The following is an 18,117-nucleotide window of genomic DNA, read 5'->3' as shown; positions in this document are numbered from 1 at the left end:
TTAATGAAACTTTTTCTCTGCTTTCAACCGATTATAATGTTCTATATTTCTATACTTGAAAACCGTAGCAGGATTCCCACCCGCTATAGCATATGCAGGTATACTTTTCACCACCACTGATCCCGCCTGTATGATAGCGCCTTCCCCAATACTCACCCCTCCAAGGATAAGTACTCTGTTACCCAGCCAGACATTATCTTCTATAATCACATCTTTAGATATATAGGTATTGTCATAGGGAATCTTTTCTCCTTCGTAGTTATGATATCTTGTAATGATCATGCATTCCACTCCAGAATGAAAATTATCACCGATAACAACCTTCCCACCTGAAGAGATAGACATCCCGTTAAAATTCACATTATTCCCCAGTGTGACATTTTTCCCGATAGATGACTTCCCATTTACTATAATGTTACCAGCATAATACCCACAGGTCTTTTTAACGTTATCAGTATAGCGCTGTACTTTTATTCTATTTTTAAACCTTTTGAAAAAGCTAATCATCTTTTTCATATCACGCCTTAATTAGTTAGTTTTTAAAAGTCCATTTATAACCTGGCGATATTTAAACATACTGCCATTTTCACCTGAGTGAGGTTCCTTTTGTACTCCCATAATTAATGCTATTAGTTTGCTGCCATCAGCTTCCAGATAACAGATCGCTTCATTACTGCTGATATACTCTCCATAACTATCAACACCCACTTCATCAATTATGATCGTTTTAATGCCTAATTGTGAGGCCTCTATAATAGACCCGGAGAATCTTGATATATGCACCACAGATTTTTTCAGGATCTGAGGTAAAGGGTAGTTAATCGCATTATTAATTTCTACTTTATGCAACAACCCTGCCTTTTCCAGCTTCTTTTCAATATGAGGCTGTGCATCCAGTTTCCTTGGATGTAATCTAAGCCACCACTGATAATCATCCGGGGTTTCCTGCATGGCTTTTATAATAAAATCTTCCAGTTCATTAAACTGCATCGTATACAAAATGATCTTCTTGTCCGGGAAATCATATGTTTTTTTTGATTGTGCAAGGAAATAAGATAACCATGGGTTTCCTCCAACCAATACCTTATGTGCCGTTTGTTTATCAGTCCATTTTCTGATTATTCCTGCAGATGCTTCATCCCAACACCAGAAGTATCCGGGTACTACCTGGTATCCCTCTGCTGGTACATTATTAAACCCACTATAAGAAATATGAAGCAGTCCCTGTCCACCATGTTGCATATCCACACTTATCACTCCCTTCCTGTATGCTGCATAATTCATGGCAAACACAGGCCAGCTGTAATAGCATAATCCTATAACGTATTGAGGCTTGTACTTATCAAAAATAGTTTCATATATATAAGTATATGCGAAAAGCAATTTCAGTTTTCCATGAAGCTCACTTATGTAACTGTTATAATTAATATTCATGCCAGCACGTTCATTCACCTCTTTAATAAATCCCTCCAACCCGTTTAATCTCATTACTCTCTTTTTCCGTTGCAATATCTGCAGCAACCAGGCTGCATAAGAATATCGCTTTAGAAAGAGTAGTTTGTTCCTCGATTTATAATTCTTTGTTCTGTCTTCTCTCTCATATTCAATGATCAGAGAATCTTCCTTGAAAGTTTCTCCCATATACTCCATCATAGGTTGAAAATACCTATTGACAAATTCACCTTCGAAATCCACCCGGTAATTATTAGCACCTGAAAAAATAACAGGTATACCTGCTTCTGGTCTTTTAAGCAACAATGTGAGCAGATAGAAAAACGATCTGAATGTTTCTATCAGCTGCTGTACAAACCCTTTTTTTCTGTCAACCTGGGTGATCTCTGCATCCTTTACATTTTGCTGGTGAAAATGTTTATAAAAGATGTCAATTTTAATGATTGGCCATAAATAAAGATCATCTACCCTCCACTGATTTATCGGGTATTTTTCTTCCAGGCTATGAAGCATGACTATAATTTCCTTACGTGTCATTTTATTTGTCGGTTAAACTTATAAACGAAAAAGGCCGCAGTCATAGAACAAGCTAAGCAACTAAATATCTTAATCAGCATACCAGCTTCTACCATAAAATAAGCGATTAAGGATAACAGTACCGTTAATAAAATCCATACAAAAGGATAATACTCTACTTTATTGATCTCCTTAAATACTTTAAAATAATAACCCGCATATCCCATATACATCAACGCCACAAATGTTGTATATGCTGCTACCTGGTAACCATAGATCGGGATAAAGACCAGATTAAATAAAACATTAATCATACCAGCGATAAAAGTGATCCTGACTAGCAGTCTGGTCCGTTCTGCATAAAAGAGTTTATTATTCGCACCAAAATACATGGGGCGATAATTATATGCCATCACGATTACAATCCCTATAGGATATACTTTCTGTAGTGCTGCATTTTTTATTAAGAGTTGAAATATTTCTTTTAACCAGACAGACACCGTAAATGTAATGGCAAAAAATACGACCTGAAGAATGAATACCAGATTCCTTGCCTTTTTATCATTATTCTCTTTATATGCAGTGTTCATTAGCGGACCGATCGCCAAACCAGCTGCATAACCAACATTCTGTATCAGGCTCCCTACTGTATAGGCTGCATTATACATCCCTATATTATCTGTAGATACCTTTACCAGTTTCATTACAAACCTGTCCGAAGTATCCACCAGGTAACTGGAATAGTAATGCGGTACCGTTGGTAAAGAGATCTTCAATGACTGTTTTATGAATCTCCATTTGAAATTGAAAATGGGAGAAAAGCCATATTTTCTGTTTAATGGTATCCAATATGAAATGTTGCTCAACATAGAGACTATACAGTTAGACGTAAACCAACCCATATACCCCATTTTCTGATAAGCTATAAAATATACATTCAGTGTTACTGTCAAAAAACCAAAAATCATTGTTCTCACAGCAATCTGCATCGGCATTTGCTTCACCTGGAAATAAGTATTTCCCAGAGAATTTGTTGGTCCAAAAAACACAATGGGCAATACATTCAAAATGATAATAAGCCATTGATGTATTTTAGCTTCCGGAGGTATAAAGAAAAAGAGAATAGCCCCCAGCACAACAGCATAAGGAATATTCCATAAAGTCAGAAAGCCATAAATCTGTCTCCATGCCCATTTATATTGTGATGGACTTTTATAGAAAGAATTTACAAGCGTGATCCTTAACCCCAGGGTACTTAATACTGCAATAGAAGCAGCGACAGCAGTTATAACCCCACTCACCCCAAAATCCACTTCTGTCAAATACCTGGTTATAATGGGTAAAGCCAATACACCAGCTATTTTAGGAACCTGCGGAGCAAGACCATATATTATCGTATGAGAAAAAAGTTTTTTTAGCATTTAGCTGTACTATTAACTTCGCTGGCAATAGCCTATGGATAAAACCATGTTTTGGTTAGTAATTATATTAAATCAATAGAAAATCAGGCTGCTCATAAATCAGCCTATGCTTCACATGATATTCAGCCACATCCCAATCTCCAAAACTGTCAATATCCAGACTATATATTTCAGACATCAGATATTTAACCACCTTATCCAACTGATGCATTGGCTTTGCCTTCAAAGCATCCACTTTCATCAGATACAGCGATCCGTTATACGCATATACCTTAGGACAATCCTGCCTGCGGGTATAATATCCCGGTTTAGATTTATTCAGAAGCCCTCTCTCATCTTCCTCAAATAAGTTATAGTAGGGATTATCCTTGGATTCCTTTACAGAAACAACCATTTCTGTTTCTGCTTTTTGTTGCATCAGATCTTTTACTTCATAGATCTGCCGGCGATTTCTAAAAGGCGAAGTTGGTTGCAACAACATCACCATATCAAACATCTTCCCCTGCTGTTCATAAAAATCAATTGCATGTAAAATGACATCATAACTGCTGGCATTATCTGCAGCCAGTATTTCCGGCCTTAGAAATGGCACTTCTATCCCGCAAGCTGTTGAGATCTCTGCTATTACCGGACTATCAGTAGAAACACAGATTTCATCCTCACCAGTGGCTACTGCTTTAGCCATTTCAATCGTGTAAGCTATTAACGGCTTACCCGCAAGTTCTCTGACATTCTTTCCAGGTAACCCTTTGGAACCTCCTCTTGCTGTTATTAAATAAAGAATCTTCATTAAAACTTAATGTATTTAATATCCTCCTGAGCTTTAGTGTAATCGTCATGTCTGCCAATATCTAACCAATATCCTCTTAATGGATAGGACACTACTTTCTCACCTTTTGCAATAAGCTTCTCCATTAAGTCCGTGGCATTAAAAAAGTCGCCTTTGGGTATCAAAGCCAGACATTCTTTTTTCAACAAATAAATTCCTCCATTGGAATAATAGGTGTAAGTCGGTTTCTCCCTGAATGAAAGAACATTTTCGTTGGTAGTTTCCAATACTGCATAAGGTATATCTACATTATAAGGTATTGTTACTATCGATAACTTGGCGTCTTTTTTTATGAAATCCAGGAACAGGTCTTCATAATCAAGATTAGTGAGAATATCGGAGTTGCTGATCAGCACATAATCATGTTTACTGATATCTGCTTTTCCGGCAGCACCGATTGTACCCAGGGGTGCATCCTCCCAGATATACTTTATACTGGCCCCTTTGGAAGATCCATCTTTAAAGTAATCCTCTATTTGCTCTCCCATATATCTTACTGATATCCATAATTCATCAATACCAAAGCTTATCAGTCGGTCCACACTATGTTCTATTATCGGCTTATCCCCTACTTTCAGCAATGGTTTAGGCATCTGGTCTGTCAACGGCCTCAATCTTTCACCTCTGCCACCAGCCATGATAATGGCACCTACAGGGAGATAGGATTTATGAAAACGAAAATTAAGTACATTGACGATGCAATCATTTTCATCAATAACAGGAATCACCTTTAACCCTTTTTCCCGGTATTCGATTACTTCCTGAATGGTATAATCCGATTTTCTGATATACCTGGGAGATGGTTGTATAAAGTCACGGACAGGACTTGTTAATTCCAATCCACGAAGAAATCCTCTTCTCACATCTCCGTCCGTCAACGAGCCTATCAGCTTTTCATCATCATCTACAACAAAAAGGATGGCATCAATGGCCAATGCGTCCAATTGGGCAAGTGCTACCTTGATACCACTATCCTTATGAATCAGATGTTTTTTATAGTTACTCATTACTTATCGATGTATTTTAGTAATTGGAATGCTTCCGCATATTGTACGCCAGCAGTTGCGCCACGGAAATGTGCCAGTGCCTTTATATTATCAAGTGACCTTGGAAAAGGGTGATCTCCCAATTCAGAGGCATATAACTTCATAATATCAAGCTTCTCTTCCAGGTATGCTGAAATGTCTACATAGTAATTAGGTATAAATGCTTTCTCGGGTAAAGCGGGCGCAAATTCTGTTTCTGAAATACATTCATACATTAATACCCGCTTTATGTAAGGATAACGAAATGATTTAGTGCAGGAAGCAACCGCATCAAATACAACCCTATGATCAGAATGTGCATCTGATCTGTTAAGGCAATAAATAATTTCTGGTTTGGTTTCCTCAAATACCTTTGATATTTCAGGTACCATCGTCAATAAACTGCTGCTGGATAACGACATTGTTGGATAATCCAGTTTAAATGTTTTCTTTATCCTTAAACGCTTTGCTACTTCTTCTATCTCTATCTGTCTGCTCCGTACACGTTCTTCTGAAAAGCCAGTATTTACTGCAATATTTGTTATAATTAACCAGTAGATGTTATCTCCTGCAACAGCATGTTTTAACAGTGTTCCTCCCGCACCTAGTACTTCATCATCCGGATGTGCAGAAATTATAACTACATTTCTCATATAAAATAATCGTTTATCTCAGGCAATTGATTTCCGAACGTGTGTTCCGTCAACCAGATGGCAGCATCTGCCGTTTTAACCAGAATATTATTATTATCAACACGTAATACCTTTCCTGGTTCTATATTATTATGTTCACTGTTCTCCTCTTTCACCTTCCAGATTTTCACATCTCCGTTCATAGTTTCAAGATGTGCTCCAACATATGGTTTTGACAACGCTCTCACCAGATTATAAATCATTCTGCTTGTCATCCTGAAGTCTATTCTTCCATCAGGTTTAGATCTTTTACGCCAGCTATTCCCTTCACCATTGTCTTTTAAATTTGTAAATACACCTTCATTTTCAAGTGCCCTGGTAAAAGAACTGATCTGCTCAAGAGCAACTGATGTTATTTTCTTATATAGAGATGCTGCGTCATCTTCATAATCTATCTTAAGTATCTCCTGCGAAATGATCTTACCGTTATCAGCTTCTTCATCCATGATAAAAAAAGAGGATGCCGTCTCTGTTAAACCAAGTGCCAGTGCCCAAATAATAGGATGTCTTCCTTTATTATGAGGAAGTGCTGCCGGATGAAATCCTACAACGCCTGGTTTTGTAAGGTTTAAAATATCTTTCTTAATTAAACTGGACCATCCGAAACAGTATATTACATCCGGGGCACATTTCTTAATAAAATCTACATTACCAGGATGATTAATATCATTGACGTATTTATATGGAATATTATTTTTAATACACAACGCAGACAGATCAGCATAATCAGCATTAAATGAAGAAGAGGCCTTTGTAGCGACTCCTACTATATCAGCATTGCTACTTATCAGTTTATTCAAAGCATCATAAGAAAATTGAACAGTACCAATAAAAAATATCTTCATTTGTCGCCATGTTTAAGATCATAAAACTCCTTTTTTAAAATATTATCCAAATCTGCGGATTTCAATACCGGTAATATTTTTTCCGAAGCATTTCCTGTACCATAAGGATTTATAGTTCCTGCTAATACTTCTTTAAATTCCTCACTTAAAGCCTGTTCCAAAGCAGCCCTGACTGATAACAGATCAGGTGTACAATCAATGATACTGGCAGCCTTACTCCTTCCCTTTTGTCTGTCTCCAATATTGACAGTTGCCTTTTTAAAAGAAGGCACTTCTATAATACCACTGGAAGAATTACCAATAACAACATCAACATATTGTAATGCTGAAAGATACCGTAGCTGACCTAAGGAAGAAAAAGCAATACTATTCTTATGATGCTTCACATATTCATCAATCATCTCATTGATGACTCTTCCATCAGTGTCTGCATTTGCTTTAGTAAAAATTATATTGAGGTCCGTAATACTATCTAATGCTTCCAATAAAGTTTTAAACTGTATTTCAGCAGATGATTTTTCTAAGGTCACCGGATGAAAAGTCACTAACGCATTACGCACTCCTAATTTGAATGTTATACTCTTCTCGAATGCTTCTTTATCAAGTAAGGCCAGTTTATTGATATTCTCAATTCCCATCGCCCCTACATTAAAGACTCTTCCAGGTTGTTCCCCAAGTTGTATAACACGGTTTTTATATTCTTCTGTGGCAGTAAAATGCAAATGCGACATCTTTGTAACAGAATGTCTGATAGCTTCATCAATCAGTCCTTCAGTTGCTTCTCCTCCATGCAGATGGGCAACCGGTATTCTGCTGATCATAGCAGCAGCTGCCATAGAAAAAATTTCGAATCTGTCTCCCAGCATCACTACAAGATCTGGTTGTAATTCCGCCAAAGCTTCAGCAAAGCCGATCATACCCAATCCCATACTTTTGGAAATACCAGTTGCAGAATCAGATGACAGTAATATTTCTATCTTTTTATCAATTATAAAACCATCTTTCTCTATATTTTTATAGGTAAGTCCAAATTCCGGAGATAAGTGCATACCTGTTACTACCAGCTGTAATTCAAGATCAATATCTTCCTTAATGGCTTTCAGAAGCCAATACAATAATCCATACTCCGCTCTTGTACCAGTAATTACACAAATTTTTCTTCTCATATTTCAATTAATTCATCCTCCTGAAAATTCCTTCCTGCTATGGTACCCAAAACATCATCCCATTTCATAGGACTAATACCGGTACCTGGTCTTTTCACACCAATATTTTCTGTTGTAAATTCTTCTCCTTTTTGTATAGGCTTAACGGCAATGATGCTTTTTCTCACAACAGCCATATTTTTCTTCTCGGACGCTGAAGGTTCTTTATAGCCTGAACCGGCAATGGCCAATTCTATATTTCGTATTGCCGACACCATTTCTTTCAGCTGCAATGGCTCTAATGATGCCTTATGGTCCGGCCCATCCATAGTACGGTCCAGTGTAAAATGCTTCTCTATTACAGTAGCCCCCAGGGCAACTGCTGCAATTGGCACTTCAATACCCTCAGTATGATCAGAATAGCCGATTTCAACTCCTGTTACTACCCGGATATGTTGCATCGCCTTAAGGTTAACATCTTTCATTGGTGTAGGATACTCGGTATTACAATGCAATATTCTAATATGCTGTATTCCTATTCCATTGTCCACCAGTACATCAATCGCCGCTTTTATATCCTCAATAGTCGCCATTCCCGTAGATAAAATGACTTCTTTAAATAAAGCTGCCACTTTCCTCAGGTAGGGTAAATTGGTTATCTCTCCGGAAGGGATCTTAGCCAGCGTAATACCAAGATCAGCCAGGTACTGCAAAGATTCAAGGTCAAAACCCGTAGAAAGGAATGCTATCCCTTTCTTATTACAGTACTCAATTAATTTCTCATGATCCTCTTCACTCAATTCTAATTTCTTAAGCATCTCAAACTGAGAATCATTTTCCTGCTCCCCCATATTCTTCATCTGATACTCAGCCTGCCTTGCTGATTTAGCAACCAGTTCACCTGCTTTAAAAGTCTGAAACTTAACATAATCTGCACCTGCTTCAAATGCAGCATCAACTAATTTAAATGCGTTGTTGATATCACCATTATGGTTGACACCAGCTTCTGCGATAATCAGTGTTCTTTTCATTTTCCTCTTTTTTTACAGGGTACACCAACATAAATACCTGGGACCTCTATATTTTTTATTGCCAGACTACCAGCTCCTATTATAGTGCCATCATGTATACTGATACTATGAGTTAAAACAGAACCGCTACCAATAAAACAACCTTTACCTATTGTTACATTTCCATTTATTAAGGCGCCTGTAGAAACATGTGTATGATCATCTACCTTCACTTCATGTTCAATATTAGCAGCAGTATTAATAATACAATTAACTCCGATGCTGGCTTCTGCATTTACTATACAATGATGATGGATAATAGATCCCTCTCCGATGCTGGCATATTTTGATACCGTTGCCTTTGCCGATATGACAGTAGCGATCAGCGCATTCTTTTCTTTTAAATAGCCGAATAATCGTTGCCTCACTGCTGAGGATTTGATCTGTCCGACAGTTATCAGAAAATATGTATCACTATTAATCCATTTGTCAATATCATTATCAGCACCGGTCACCTCATAATTCAATACCCGGTTTCCAAGCAGTTCCGGCAAATCTATTATGCCTGAAATCTGCCATTCACCTGTAGACTCTATCACATCAATGCACGATTTGCAGTGACCGCCGCCGCCAATCAATACCAGTTTCTTCTCAGGCATAGAATTTTTTTACGTTGACAACAACCTGCTCTGCTTCTGCATCTGTTATATTGGTAGAACAGGGCAAACTAAGACAGTTATTATATACAACACCTGATACATCAGCGACGTTATAGTAATAATCATTTTTAAATGCAGGCAATCTATTCATGGGCACCCAGAAAGGTCTTGTCTGAACACCATTTGCATTCAGAAAATTCAGCAGTTCCTTAGCTCGTTCAAACATAGCTGTATATAACCAGCAGTTAGGCGCTACATGTTCTGTTACTACCTGCGGCATGAAGCCTGGTAATGTCCTTAATTCCTGATTATAGAAAGCTGTTATTGCCTGCTTCCGTTTTACAAAACCTTCCAGTTGTTCCATCTGGGCTACTCCCATTGCTGCCAGAATATTTACCAAACGGTAATTATATCCGACCTCATCATGATAATATTCCATATTATCAGCTTTGGCCTGTGTGGTCAGATGTTTGGCCCTTTTACCCAATATCTCATCATTAGTAAGGATCATCCCACCTCCACCAGTTGTAATGATCTTGTTGCCATTATAACTAAGCGTACCAAAAAGACCGAAAGAGCCTGCTGGTTGCCCTTTATATGTAGAGCCCAATGCTTCAGTAGCATCTTCGACCACATTAATATGATATGCTGCTGCCAATTCCAGCAACTTCTCCATGTTTACCATGTTCCCTAACACATGTACAGGAATTACCGCAGCAACCCGGCGTTTTGTTTGTTTATGATAACATTTATTATCCTGCAACAAACATTCTTCATGAAGAAACCTGGCAAGTAAAGCTGTATCCAATTGCCACGTGTCCTTATCAATATCTATCAAAACAGCATCTGCTCCCATATATTTGATCACATTTGCAGGTGCCACAAAAGTGATATCAGGTAAAATAACAAGATCTCCTTTCTCCACTCCGGATAAAATAAGACTGATATGCAAAGCTGCTGTGCCATTTGATGTTGCTATTGCATTTGATACTTTACAAAAAGTCGCAGACAATTCTTCCATCCGGTTTACATAACTACCTACTGATGATACCCAATTAGTATCCAGGCAATCTTTTACATATTTCCATTCGTTTCCAGCAAGGTTAGGTACAGACAACGGTATCATATATTGTATATATCTGCTTTATATTGTTTTAGATTCTCAGGTACTTTAAACCACTCTATTGTGTTGGCCAGGCCCTGTTTTAAATTGTATTGCTGTTGCCAGCTGGTATACTCCCTGATTTTTTCATTCGCACCAAACAACCTGAACACCTCTGATTTTTCCGGGCGCAGGCGCTGCTCATCTGATTCAATTTTTGCTGCAGGGTTTATTTGATCAATTAGCTCTTGAGCCAGCTCTCCTACTGAAATTTCAGATGCTGTAGCAATGTTACAATCATGTCCTATCAATGCTGTTGACTTTGCAATTTCTACAAAGCCGTTAACAGTATCCTTTACATAAACCAAATCTCTTGTTGGGGTAAGGTCGCCCAATTTTATTTCCGTCTTCCCATTCAGCAGTTGTGTGATAATAGTGGGAATGACGGCCCTGGCAGATTGACGGGGACCATAAGTATTAAATGGCCTTACTATTGTCAGTGGCAGATCAAAACTTCTATAAAAGGATTCGGCGATACAGTCTGCACCGATTTTGGAAGCCGAATATGGCGACTGTGGCTGACGTGGATGTTTTTCATCAATAGGAACATATAATGCAGTACCATACACTTCAGAAGTAGAGGTAACCAATATTCTTTCAACACCAAGGTCCTTTGCGGCCTGCACAAAATTTAAGGTCCCCTTCACATTGGTATCTATGTAAGAATCAGGAGAATGATAACTGAATGGTATAGCAATTAAAGCTGCCAGATGGAATACAATGTCAATTCCTTTCATAGCAGTTCTCACGCCATTAGGATCGCGGATATCACCGGAAAATACTTCTATTTGTTTTTGCATTGCCGGAGGAAAGCTATCTAACCATCCCCAGCTGTTAAAAGAGTTATAGCATACAAAAGCTCTGACAATGCAGCCCTCCTCCAGTAATTTCTCTACCAGGTGGCTACCTATAAATCCATCGGCTCCTGTTACCAATACCTTTTTATTCTTTAATTCCATGTATAAATTGTTATACTGTTATGCTATAAATCTTTACAGTTATTTACGCGAAAAGATTCCACTGATTCTTGCCAAACCTTTTTTCTTCTTTTCTACCTCAGTACCATAACCATATCCATAGCCATAACCGTACCCATATCCATAGCCGTATCCATAACCATAAGCACCTCCGCCCATTTTCACATCATTCACTACAATATTAATTTTGGGTAATTTTCTGAACTGATAAAACTCTTTACACAAAAGCAACTGTTGTTTAAAGGTATATCCCTGTCTAACCAGATATAATGTAGCATCAGACCAACGTCCAAGCAGCTGGGCATCTGTTACCAGACCAACAGGGGCTGTATCCACAATTATATAATCATACCGGCTTCGAAGTTCTGCAAACAACTTTTCTGTTTTCTCGAATAATAAGAGTTCAGTTGGATTAGGAGGAATGGGGCCGGAAGTAATGATATGGAAGTTGTCATGAAATCCTGAAGGTTTAATTATTTCTTCCAAAGGAGTTAAACCAATTATATAAGTACTGAACCCTGTTTGATTATTCAATCCCAGATTTTCCGAAATCTTAGGCTTGCGAAGGTCCATTTCCATCAGCACTACTTTTTTCCCCGATAAAGCCAGCACGGTTGCCAGGTTAACGGAAACAAATGATTTACCCTCTCCACTCATACTTGAGGTTAGCATAATCACCTTCTCATTTGTATTTGCCAATATAAACTGAAGATTCGTTCTCATTGCTCTGAATTGTTCAGCAAGAGGAGAACGGGTATCTCTTCCGGCAATGATCAGGTCCTTACCATTATTATGACCTATCTCAGCTAATATGGGAACAGGAATAGTATTAGTGATATCGCTCTTTTTAGTAACCCTTCTGCTTAACATTTCACGTAAATACAGAGCAGCAGTTGGTATTAACACACCTATAATAAGTCCTAACAGGTATATCAAAACCCGCTTTGGCATGAAAGGCTGCGAATCACTTTTTGCGTAATCTATAATTCTGGCAATAGCCATATTATAGGTCTTTGAAATCGCAGACTCTTCTCTTTTTTGCAGAAGATACAGGTACAATCCCTGCTTAACTGATTGTTGACGGGAATAGTCAAGGAAAACACGTTCTTTACCCGGCACCTGCCGGATTTTTTGCTCGAACATATTTGTTTTCTTCTGCACCTCATCAATCCCAATCTGTAATGTCCTTTTTAAGGTACCCAGATTATTAATTAAATCCAATCTTAAACCTGCCAGCTGGCTATCAATATTTCTGATCAAAGGATTAGATTCCGTGTTGGCCATTAATTGCCTTGCACGTTCTAACTGTAAGGTGTTATATTTTTCCAACAGAGATAAAAAAGAGGGGTCCTGTATTACAAGTGCGGAAGGAACTACCCGTTTGTTATTCTTTTCATCCTTCACATACTCTTCTAAAGATGATACAACACTTAATCTTATCTGCTGTTCGGTAAGTTGATTGAAGCTTTCACTGGAACCGGACACCAGCAATTTAGATTGTTCAGAAATATCCGCCAGCTGATTATCCTGTTTAAATTCCTGAATTTCTTTTTCTACACCTGTAAGTTCTTTACTTACAATCACCAGTCTGTTATCTATAAACGCAATTGTACTATCTGCTATACGGTTTTTATCTTCCACGCTTGCTTCCATATATGCCTGAATAAGCTTATTCAGTACATTTTCCCCCTTTTGCGGAAGGGTGGCAGTAAGAAGAAGATCAATGGTACTAGCCTGCTTATTGGTAATACCAACATTCAGCTTATTTTGATAAGAAGCTACCGCATCATCAACAGAAGCAATTTTTACCTGATATTCATCTTTATTAAAAGGTATGGATTCCGTACGTTCCAACCATAAAGTCCCTTCCGGCAACTGTAGTGAATCACCCCATTTAACAGTCCGTTCAAAATGACCTATGCCTAATATAAACTCATCATTATTCTTAGGCTTTATCAGATAAGTAACCTTTTTCAAAGAATCATTTTGCGTGATCCAATGAATGGTGAATGGAAGAATGCCATACTGCTCTGTTTCTTTTACACGACCTTCCACATAATAAGTAACGTTTAGCTGTAAATCTTTTACAACCTTCTCCATTAAAGAACGGGATTTCAGTATTTCTACTTCATTATCAACACTGCTCTTATTAGTAAAAAGCTGTAGTTGCTCCAGTGCTTCGCTGCCGGGTAAATCACCATCCTTTCTTGGGTCCTGTACTAAAACCTTTGCCGTTATATTATAAGTAGGTGTTGCATATCTTAAATATAGCCAGGCGGTCCCTACCCCCAATATTATGCAGAGTGCAAACCAATACCAGTTAATTAAAAATTTATCAAGTAATTTCCTAAGATCAAAACTTGCTCCTGCTAATGACTCCTGAAATATTACGTCATTATTAGATTTCCCATTTGTATGTAAAATATGCTCCTGCATTGTGTATAAACTTTAAATCAAAAACGAACCCGCGTTATAATTAATGTTAATAGTGATATACCTGTCGTTAAAATCGTTATTACTCTCAAACGGGCAGCATCAGTAGATATTACTTTAGATCTATTGGGTTCTACATACACCACATCACCCTGTTGCAGATAAAAATATGGTGAATTAAATAAGCTACTGTTATTCAGATTGAATCTTGTGAATTCTTTCTTACCATCTCTGTCACGTATCAATAATACATTTTCACGCCGGCCGTAAATAGTGAGATCTCCTGCTGCACCTAAAGCATCTAAAAGTGTGACCTTTTCATTAGGCATTACATAGGTTGAGGGCCGTGACACCTCCCCCAACACGGTTATTTTGAAGTTTGCATATCTTACATTCACCAGGGGGTCATGATAGAATTCGGATGCTTTGATCCGGATATCTTCCCTCACCTCATCTGTTGTTTTACCTTTTACGAGAATCTTTCCGGCTAACGGTAATACCACATAGCCATCTTTACCAACCAGGTATCCGCTTACACCAGTCGATCCCGCAGAAGGGGCGGCATTACCTGTAATAGGCCAGCTAGCCTGTGGATTCAGCAAAGTATTGGTAGAAGGGTCTAACGTCTGAATGGTTACCTGCAAGATGTCATCAGGCTGGATAACAGGAGTATAAAATGTCGCCTGATCAACTACTTTTTTCTTTAATGTGTCAGGAACATCTTTAAAATACCTAACATTTTTTGTAGTTACACATGAGCTTAATAATAGACTTAAAAAAGCACTGGATAAGGCAAATAACAAAAATTTCTTTCTGGTAAAAGAATGCGTAAGGAGGTATTTACCCCAATTGAGTATCTTCATTATATAAAAAACTGTTTAAATACATTTTTCATATCGTGTCATAACTTAATATGCCGATATAGAATTAACATACGATATGAGGTTATAGTTTAATTTTATCTTTATCTAATTGTTCGTAAGCGGAGTTTTTACTAATAAATTCTGGCACTAATTGTTTCATCAGAACCACGGTTGGGGTAAGATAATGTTTATGAGCAGATTCAATTAATCTATCAATATCATCATTCACTTCTACAAAATCATATTCACGGACCCGGGCTATCATGATTTTCTCATGATAGGTACTCATGGTATTCTCCGCATTGTTTAACAGTTCTTCATATAATTTTTCTCCGGGGCGTAAACCAGTGTATACGACATGTATGTCTTTCCCTGGCTCTCTGCCACTCATACGGATCATCTTCTTTGCCAGTTCAGCGATCCTTACAGGTTGTCCCATGTCAAATACAAAGATCTCTCCTCCCTGCCCCATTGCACCGGCTTCCAGTACCAGCTGGCAGGCTTCCGGGATGGTCATGAAGTAGCGGGTGATATCAGGATGCGTAACTGTTATGGGACCTCCTTTTTCGATTTGCTGTTTAAAACGTGGAATCACGGAACCATTGGAGCCTAACACATTACCAAAACGGGTGGTGATAAAACGGGTTGGAGGAACACCGTATACCGGACCAGATTTTTTATATTGTTTATTCACATGATTGCTGTAGGATTGGGTAAATATTTCCGCAATCCTTTTTGAGGCGCCCATTACATTAGTAGGATTCACCGCTTTATCTGTAGATACCATCACAAATTTCTCTACACCAAATTCTACGGATAACTCTGCCAGTATCTTGGTGCCTAATACATTATTCAATACCGCTATAGATGGATTTTTTTCCATCATCGGTACATGTTTGTAAGCAGCCGTATGATACACAATAGCGGGTTCATATACTTCAAATAACTGCTGCATACGTACCCTGTCGCAGATATTGGCTATAAAAGGGATTACCAGTATACCCGGAGCAACATCCCCCATTTCCAGTTCCAGTTCATGTAGCGGGGATTCTGCTTTATCACATAATACTATTACGGAAGGATCTGACTTTACCAGTTGTCTTACCAGTTCACTACCGATAGAACCGGCAGCACCTGTAACCAGTATGGCTTTGCCTTTCGTTTCGCGGCTCACCTGTTCGTTGTTGATATTTATTACTGAGCGGTCCAGCAGATCTTCAATTTTGATATCCTGCAGTTTGGAAGGGTTCCAGCCGGTACTGATCCACTTATTGACGGGCAATACTTTCTGTACCTTAATATTAAGGGCAATACAGTTATCTACCAGGTTATTGAGTACATGTGGCTCCATAGATTCTTCTGCAAGTATTACAAGTGTAATTTTATCCTGTCTGGCCAGTTTTTCGAGAACAGCTTTACTTGTAGCATAAATGGGTAATCCATCCAGGCGTTTACCACTACATGTTAGTTTATCATCCAGGAATCCCGCTATACGAATGTTACCGGTTTCATCTTCATTAATAGCTCTGCGTACCATTAAACCGGAATGTCCCGCACTGTATATAACCGCTCTGGTTTTGTTTATATTGCCATAACGACCATAATAACGGAATGCCCATTTTACAAACAGACGATACGATAATAAGCAGAACGTATTAATAAAAAAGTTTATCGCTATGACAGAGAACGGGAACATATTTATACTACTATAGTGTAAGGAAGTTGTCCCTACATAGCAATATATTGCAGCACTAATTAGTCCAAGGCACGAAATACGACCTATATCTGCCATACTTGTATAACGCACTATACCCGTATAGGTGCGAAATATTAACGAAAGCAAGAGATTTACGCTCACTACCATCATTACGATACTCTGAATGGGGTAGCGGTTAAACTCTTCAAGGTTAAAATTCAGCCTTAGTAAAAAGGCCATGCTCATTCCGACAATAGAACAGGCTAAATCTAACAGTAATATTAGCCAGGACGGGGTAATCCAAGATCTCTTAGTCATCAGTTTAATAGATAAGGTTAAAACGTATCAGTGTTTCATAACATTCATTTCCGTGAAATAGCTTATTGCTCTTTTTATATTCTTGGGATTCTAACCTGCGTGCAAAATAAATACATATTGTCAACTTTTTAGTTAAGAATAAATGAATAGAGTTAAATGTTTTTTATAACAATATTAATTTATGGTAATATTAAAACTATGCGTTCTTCTTATATCCCTTACAAACAGCACTGACCCAGCATTGGAATAGAAATAGGATTTAAATTTTGTATCAGGAAGTAACTTTGCTCAAAACAAAATCACGTATAAATACGTAATTGCACACTATCGGGTCATTCAGTTAAAGACGTGGTTCTCTATATTCAGTTCAAGCATGACTCGCACAAAGTTGAACATATTTAACTATACTCTAAAGCGTGTCTTACTATTGATAGTACTATTCTTTCGAGTACTTTTAGAGTTTGAGACAGAGTAAACAAACTCTATACCAATAAAATCATATTCTAATTTTTAACGCTCTGTTTAGATAACAAAAAATATAGAAAAATTGTTCTCAGTTGCATAAAAGGACATCGTTAAAAACACATAACAATTGACGAATAACTAAGATATAAAATGGTTGGATATGTCATATATGATTAAACCCTCTTATTACCGGAATGGGTAAAGTTTACTACAATTCACAGTAAATTCCTCACTTTCCCGCTTTGTACCAGATGTATGACTTCCTGCAACAACGGTAACAGATATACCGCCTTAAAGGCAAAAACCATAATAACTTCTTTATAAACATACCCCTGGGAACTCTGTCTTCCAGATTGGCCTGTTTACATTTTGGACATAGAATGGCTTTGCTGCCGGTAACTTTATCTACCTGCATTTCATCTTGATCATTCATGGATATAGTTATGTTGTGTCCCTTAATGGTCAAAAGGGACTTATTATTAAATGCAGGCTTTCCTTTAAAGAATGGTCAGTAAATTTTCTATATCTGTCTGACTGATTGTGCAAGATTTTTTTGTAGAAACCTGTCCTTGGTTTTTGCGAAAGTAATTTTTAAATGCAGATGAGGTG

General features: G+C 37.8%; 16 protein-coding genes. All 16 read right to left on the bottom strand.

Annotation, left to right across the window (positions count from 1 at the left end; all coding sequences use genetic code 11):
* Positions 1-516 (bottom strand): acyltransferase, encoded by a 516-nt coding sequence (locus BMW86_RS28370; protein ID WP_089786622.1) that lies wholly within the window; start codon positions 514-516, stop codon positions 1-3.
* A 12-nt stretch (positions 517-528) separates the two neighbouring features.
* Positions 529-1,989, bottom strand: coding sequence for a hypothetical protein (locus tag BMW86_RS28365; protein ID WP_089786620.1), 1,461 nt, complete (start codon positions 1,987-1,989; stop codon positions 529-531).
* A complete protein-coding gene (locus BMW86_RS28360; protein ID WP_089786618.1) occupies positions 1,986-3,389 on the bottom strand; it encodes a lipopolysaccharide biosynthesis protein in 1,404 nt (467 codons plus the stop codon). The genes BMW86_RS28365 and BMW86_RS28360 overlap by 4 nt, the downstream gene beginning before the upstream one ends.
* Before the next feature lie 67 nt (positions 3,390-3,456).
* A complete protein-coding gene (locus tag BMW86_RS28355) occupies positions 3,457-4,179 on the bottom strand; it encodes an acylneuraminate cytidylyltransferase family protein (protein WP_089786615.1) in 723 nt (240 codons plus the stop codon).
* Entirely contained in the window at positions 4,179-5,225 is a 1,047-nt protein-coding gene (locus BMW86_RS28350; RefSeq protein ID WP_089786613.1) for a nucleotidyltransferase family protein, read from the bottom strand. Before BMW86_RS28350 ends, BMW86_RS28355 begins: the two co-directional genes overlap by 1 nt.
* On the bottom strand, positions 5,225-5,896 hold the full coding sequence (locus tag BMW86_RS28345) for a PIG-L deacetylase family protein (protein WP_089786611.1): 672 nt from the start codon (positions 5,894-5,896) through the stop codon (positions 5,225-5,227). Before BMW86_RS28345 ends, BMW86_RS28350 begins: the two co-directional genes overlap by 1 nt.
* The gene (locus BMW86_RS28340) at positions 5,893-6,780 is read right to left on the bottom strand and encodes a formyltransferase family protein (RefSeq protein WP_089786608.1); all 888 of its coding nucleotides are present in this window, start codon (positions 6,778-6,780) and stop codon (positions 5,893-5,895) included. Before BMW86_RS28340 ends, BMW86_RS28345 begins: the two co-directional genes overlap by 4 nt.
* Entirely contained in the window at positions 6,777-7,946 is a 1,170-nt protein-coding gene (neuC, locus tag BMW86_RS28335; protein ID WP_089786606.1) for a UDP-N-acetylglucosamine 2-epimerase, read from the bottom strand. The genes BMW86_RS28340 and neuC overlap by 4 nt, the downstream gene beginning before the upstream one ends.
* Positions 7,943-8,956: an N-acetylneuraminate synthase gene (gene neuB / locus BMW86_RS28330; RefSeq protein ID WP_089786603.1), complete on the bottom strand. Its 1,014-nt coding sequence runs from the start codon at positions 8,954-8,956 to the stop codon at positions 7,943-7,945. The genes neuC and neuB overlap by 4 nt, the downstream gene beginning before the upstream one ends.
* Entirely contained in the window at positions 8,953-9,594 is a 642-nt protein-coding gene (locus BMW86_RS28325; protein ID WP_089786601.1) for an acetyltransferase, read from the bottom strand. Before BMW86_RS28325 ends, neuB begins: the two co-directional genes overlap by 4 nt.
* Entirely contained in the window at positions 9,587-10,720 is a 1,134-nt protein-coding gene (locus BMW86_RS28320) for a LegC family aminotransferase (protein ID WP_089786598.1), read from the bottom strand. Before BMW86_RS28320 ends, BMW86_RS28325 begins: the two co-directional genes overlap by 8 nt.
* Entirely contained in the window at positions 10,717-11,715 is a 999-nt protein-coding gene (locus BMW86_RS28315; protein ID WP_089786596.1) for an NAD-dependent 4,6-dehydratase LegB, read from the bottom strand. Before BMW86_RS28315 ends, BMW86_RS28320 begins: the two co-directional genes overlap by 4 nt.
* Positions 11,716-11,754: 39 nt before the next feature.
* Positions 11,755-14,169: a GumC family protein gene (locus tag BMW86_RS28310; RefSeq protein WP_089786594.1), complete on the bottom strand. Its 2,415-nt coding sequence runs from the start codon at positions 14,167-14,169 to the stop codon at positions 11,755-11,757.
* Between the two features lie 17 nt (positions 14,170-14,186).
* On the bottom strand, positions 14,187-15,029 hold the full coding sequence (locus tag BMW86_RS28305; RefSeq protein WP_089786591.1) for a polysaccharide biosynthesis/export family protein: 843 nt from the start codon (positions 15,027-15,029) through the stop codon (positions 14,187-14,189).
* 82 nt (positions 15,030-15,111) lie between these two features.
* Complete coding sequence (locus BMW86_RS28300) at positions 15,112-16,965, bottom strand: polysaccharide biosynthesis protein (protein ID WP_255373032.1); 1,854 nt, start codon at positions 16,963-16,965, stop codon at positions 15,112-15,114.
* Positions 16,966-17,737: 772 nt separating this feature from the next.
* On the bottom strand, positions 17,738-17,941 hold the full coding sequence (locus tag BMW86_RS28295; RefSeq protein ID WP_089786585.1) for a hypothetical protein: 204 nt from the start codon (positions 17,939-17,941) through the stop codon (positions 17,738-17,740).
* Positions 17,942-18,117: the final 176 nt, after the last annotated feature.

This window comes from Chitinophaga sp. YR573 (assembly GCF_900110995.1).
Classification (GTDB): Bacteria; Bacteroidota; Bacteroidia; order Chitinophagales; family Chitinophagaceae; genus Chitinophaga.
This window is presented reverse-complemented; position numbering and strand designations above follow the sequence as displayed.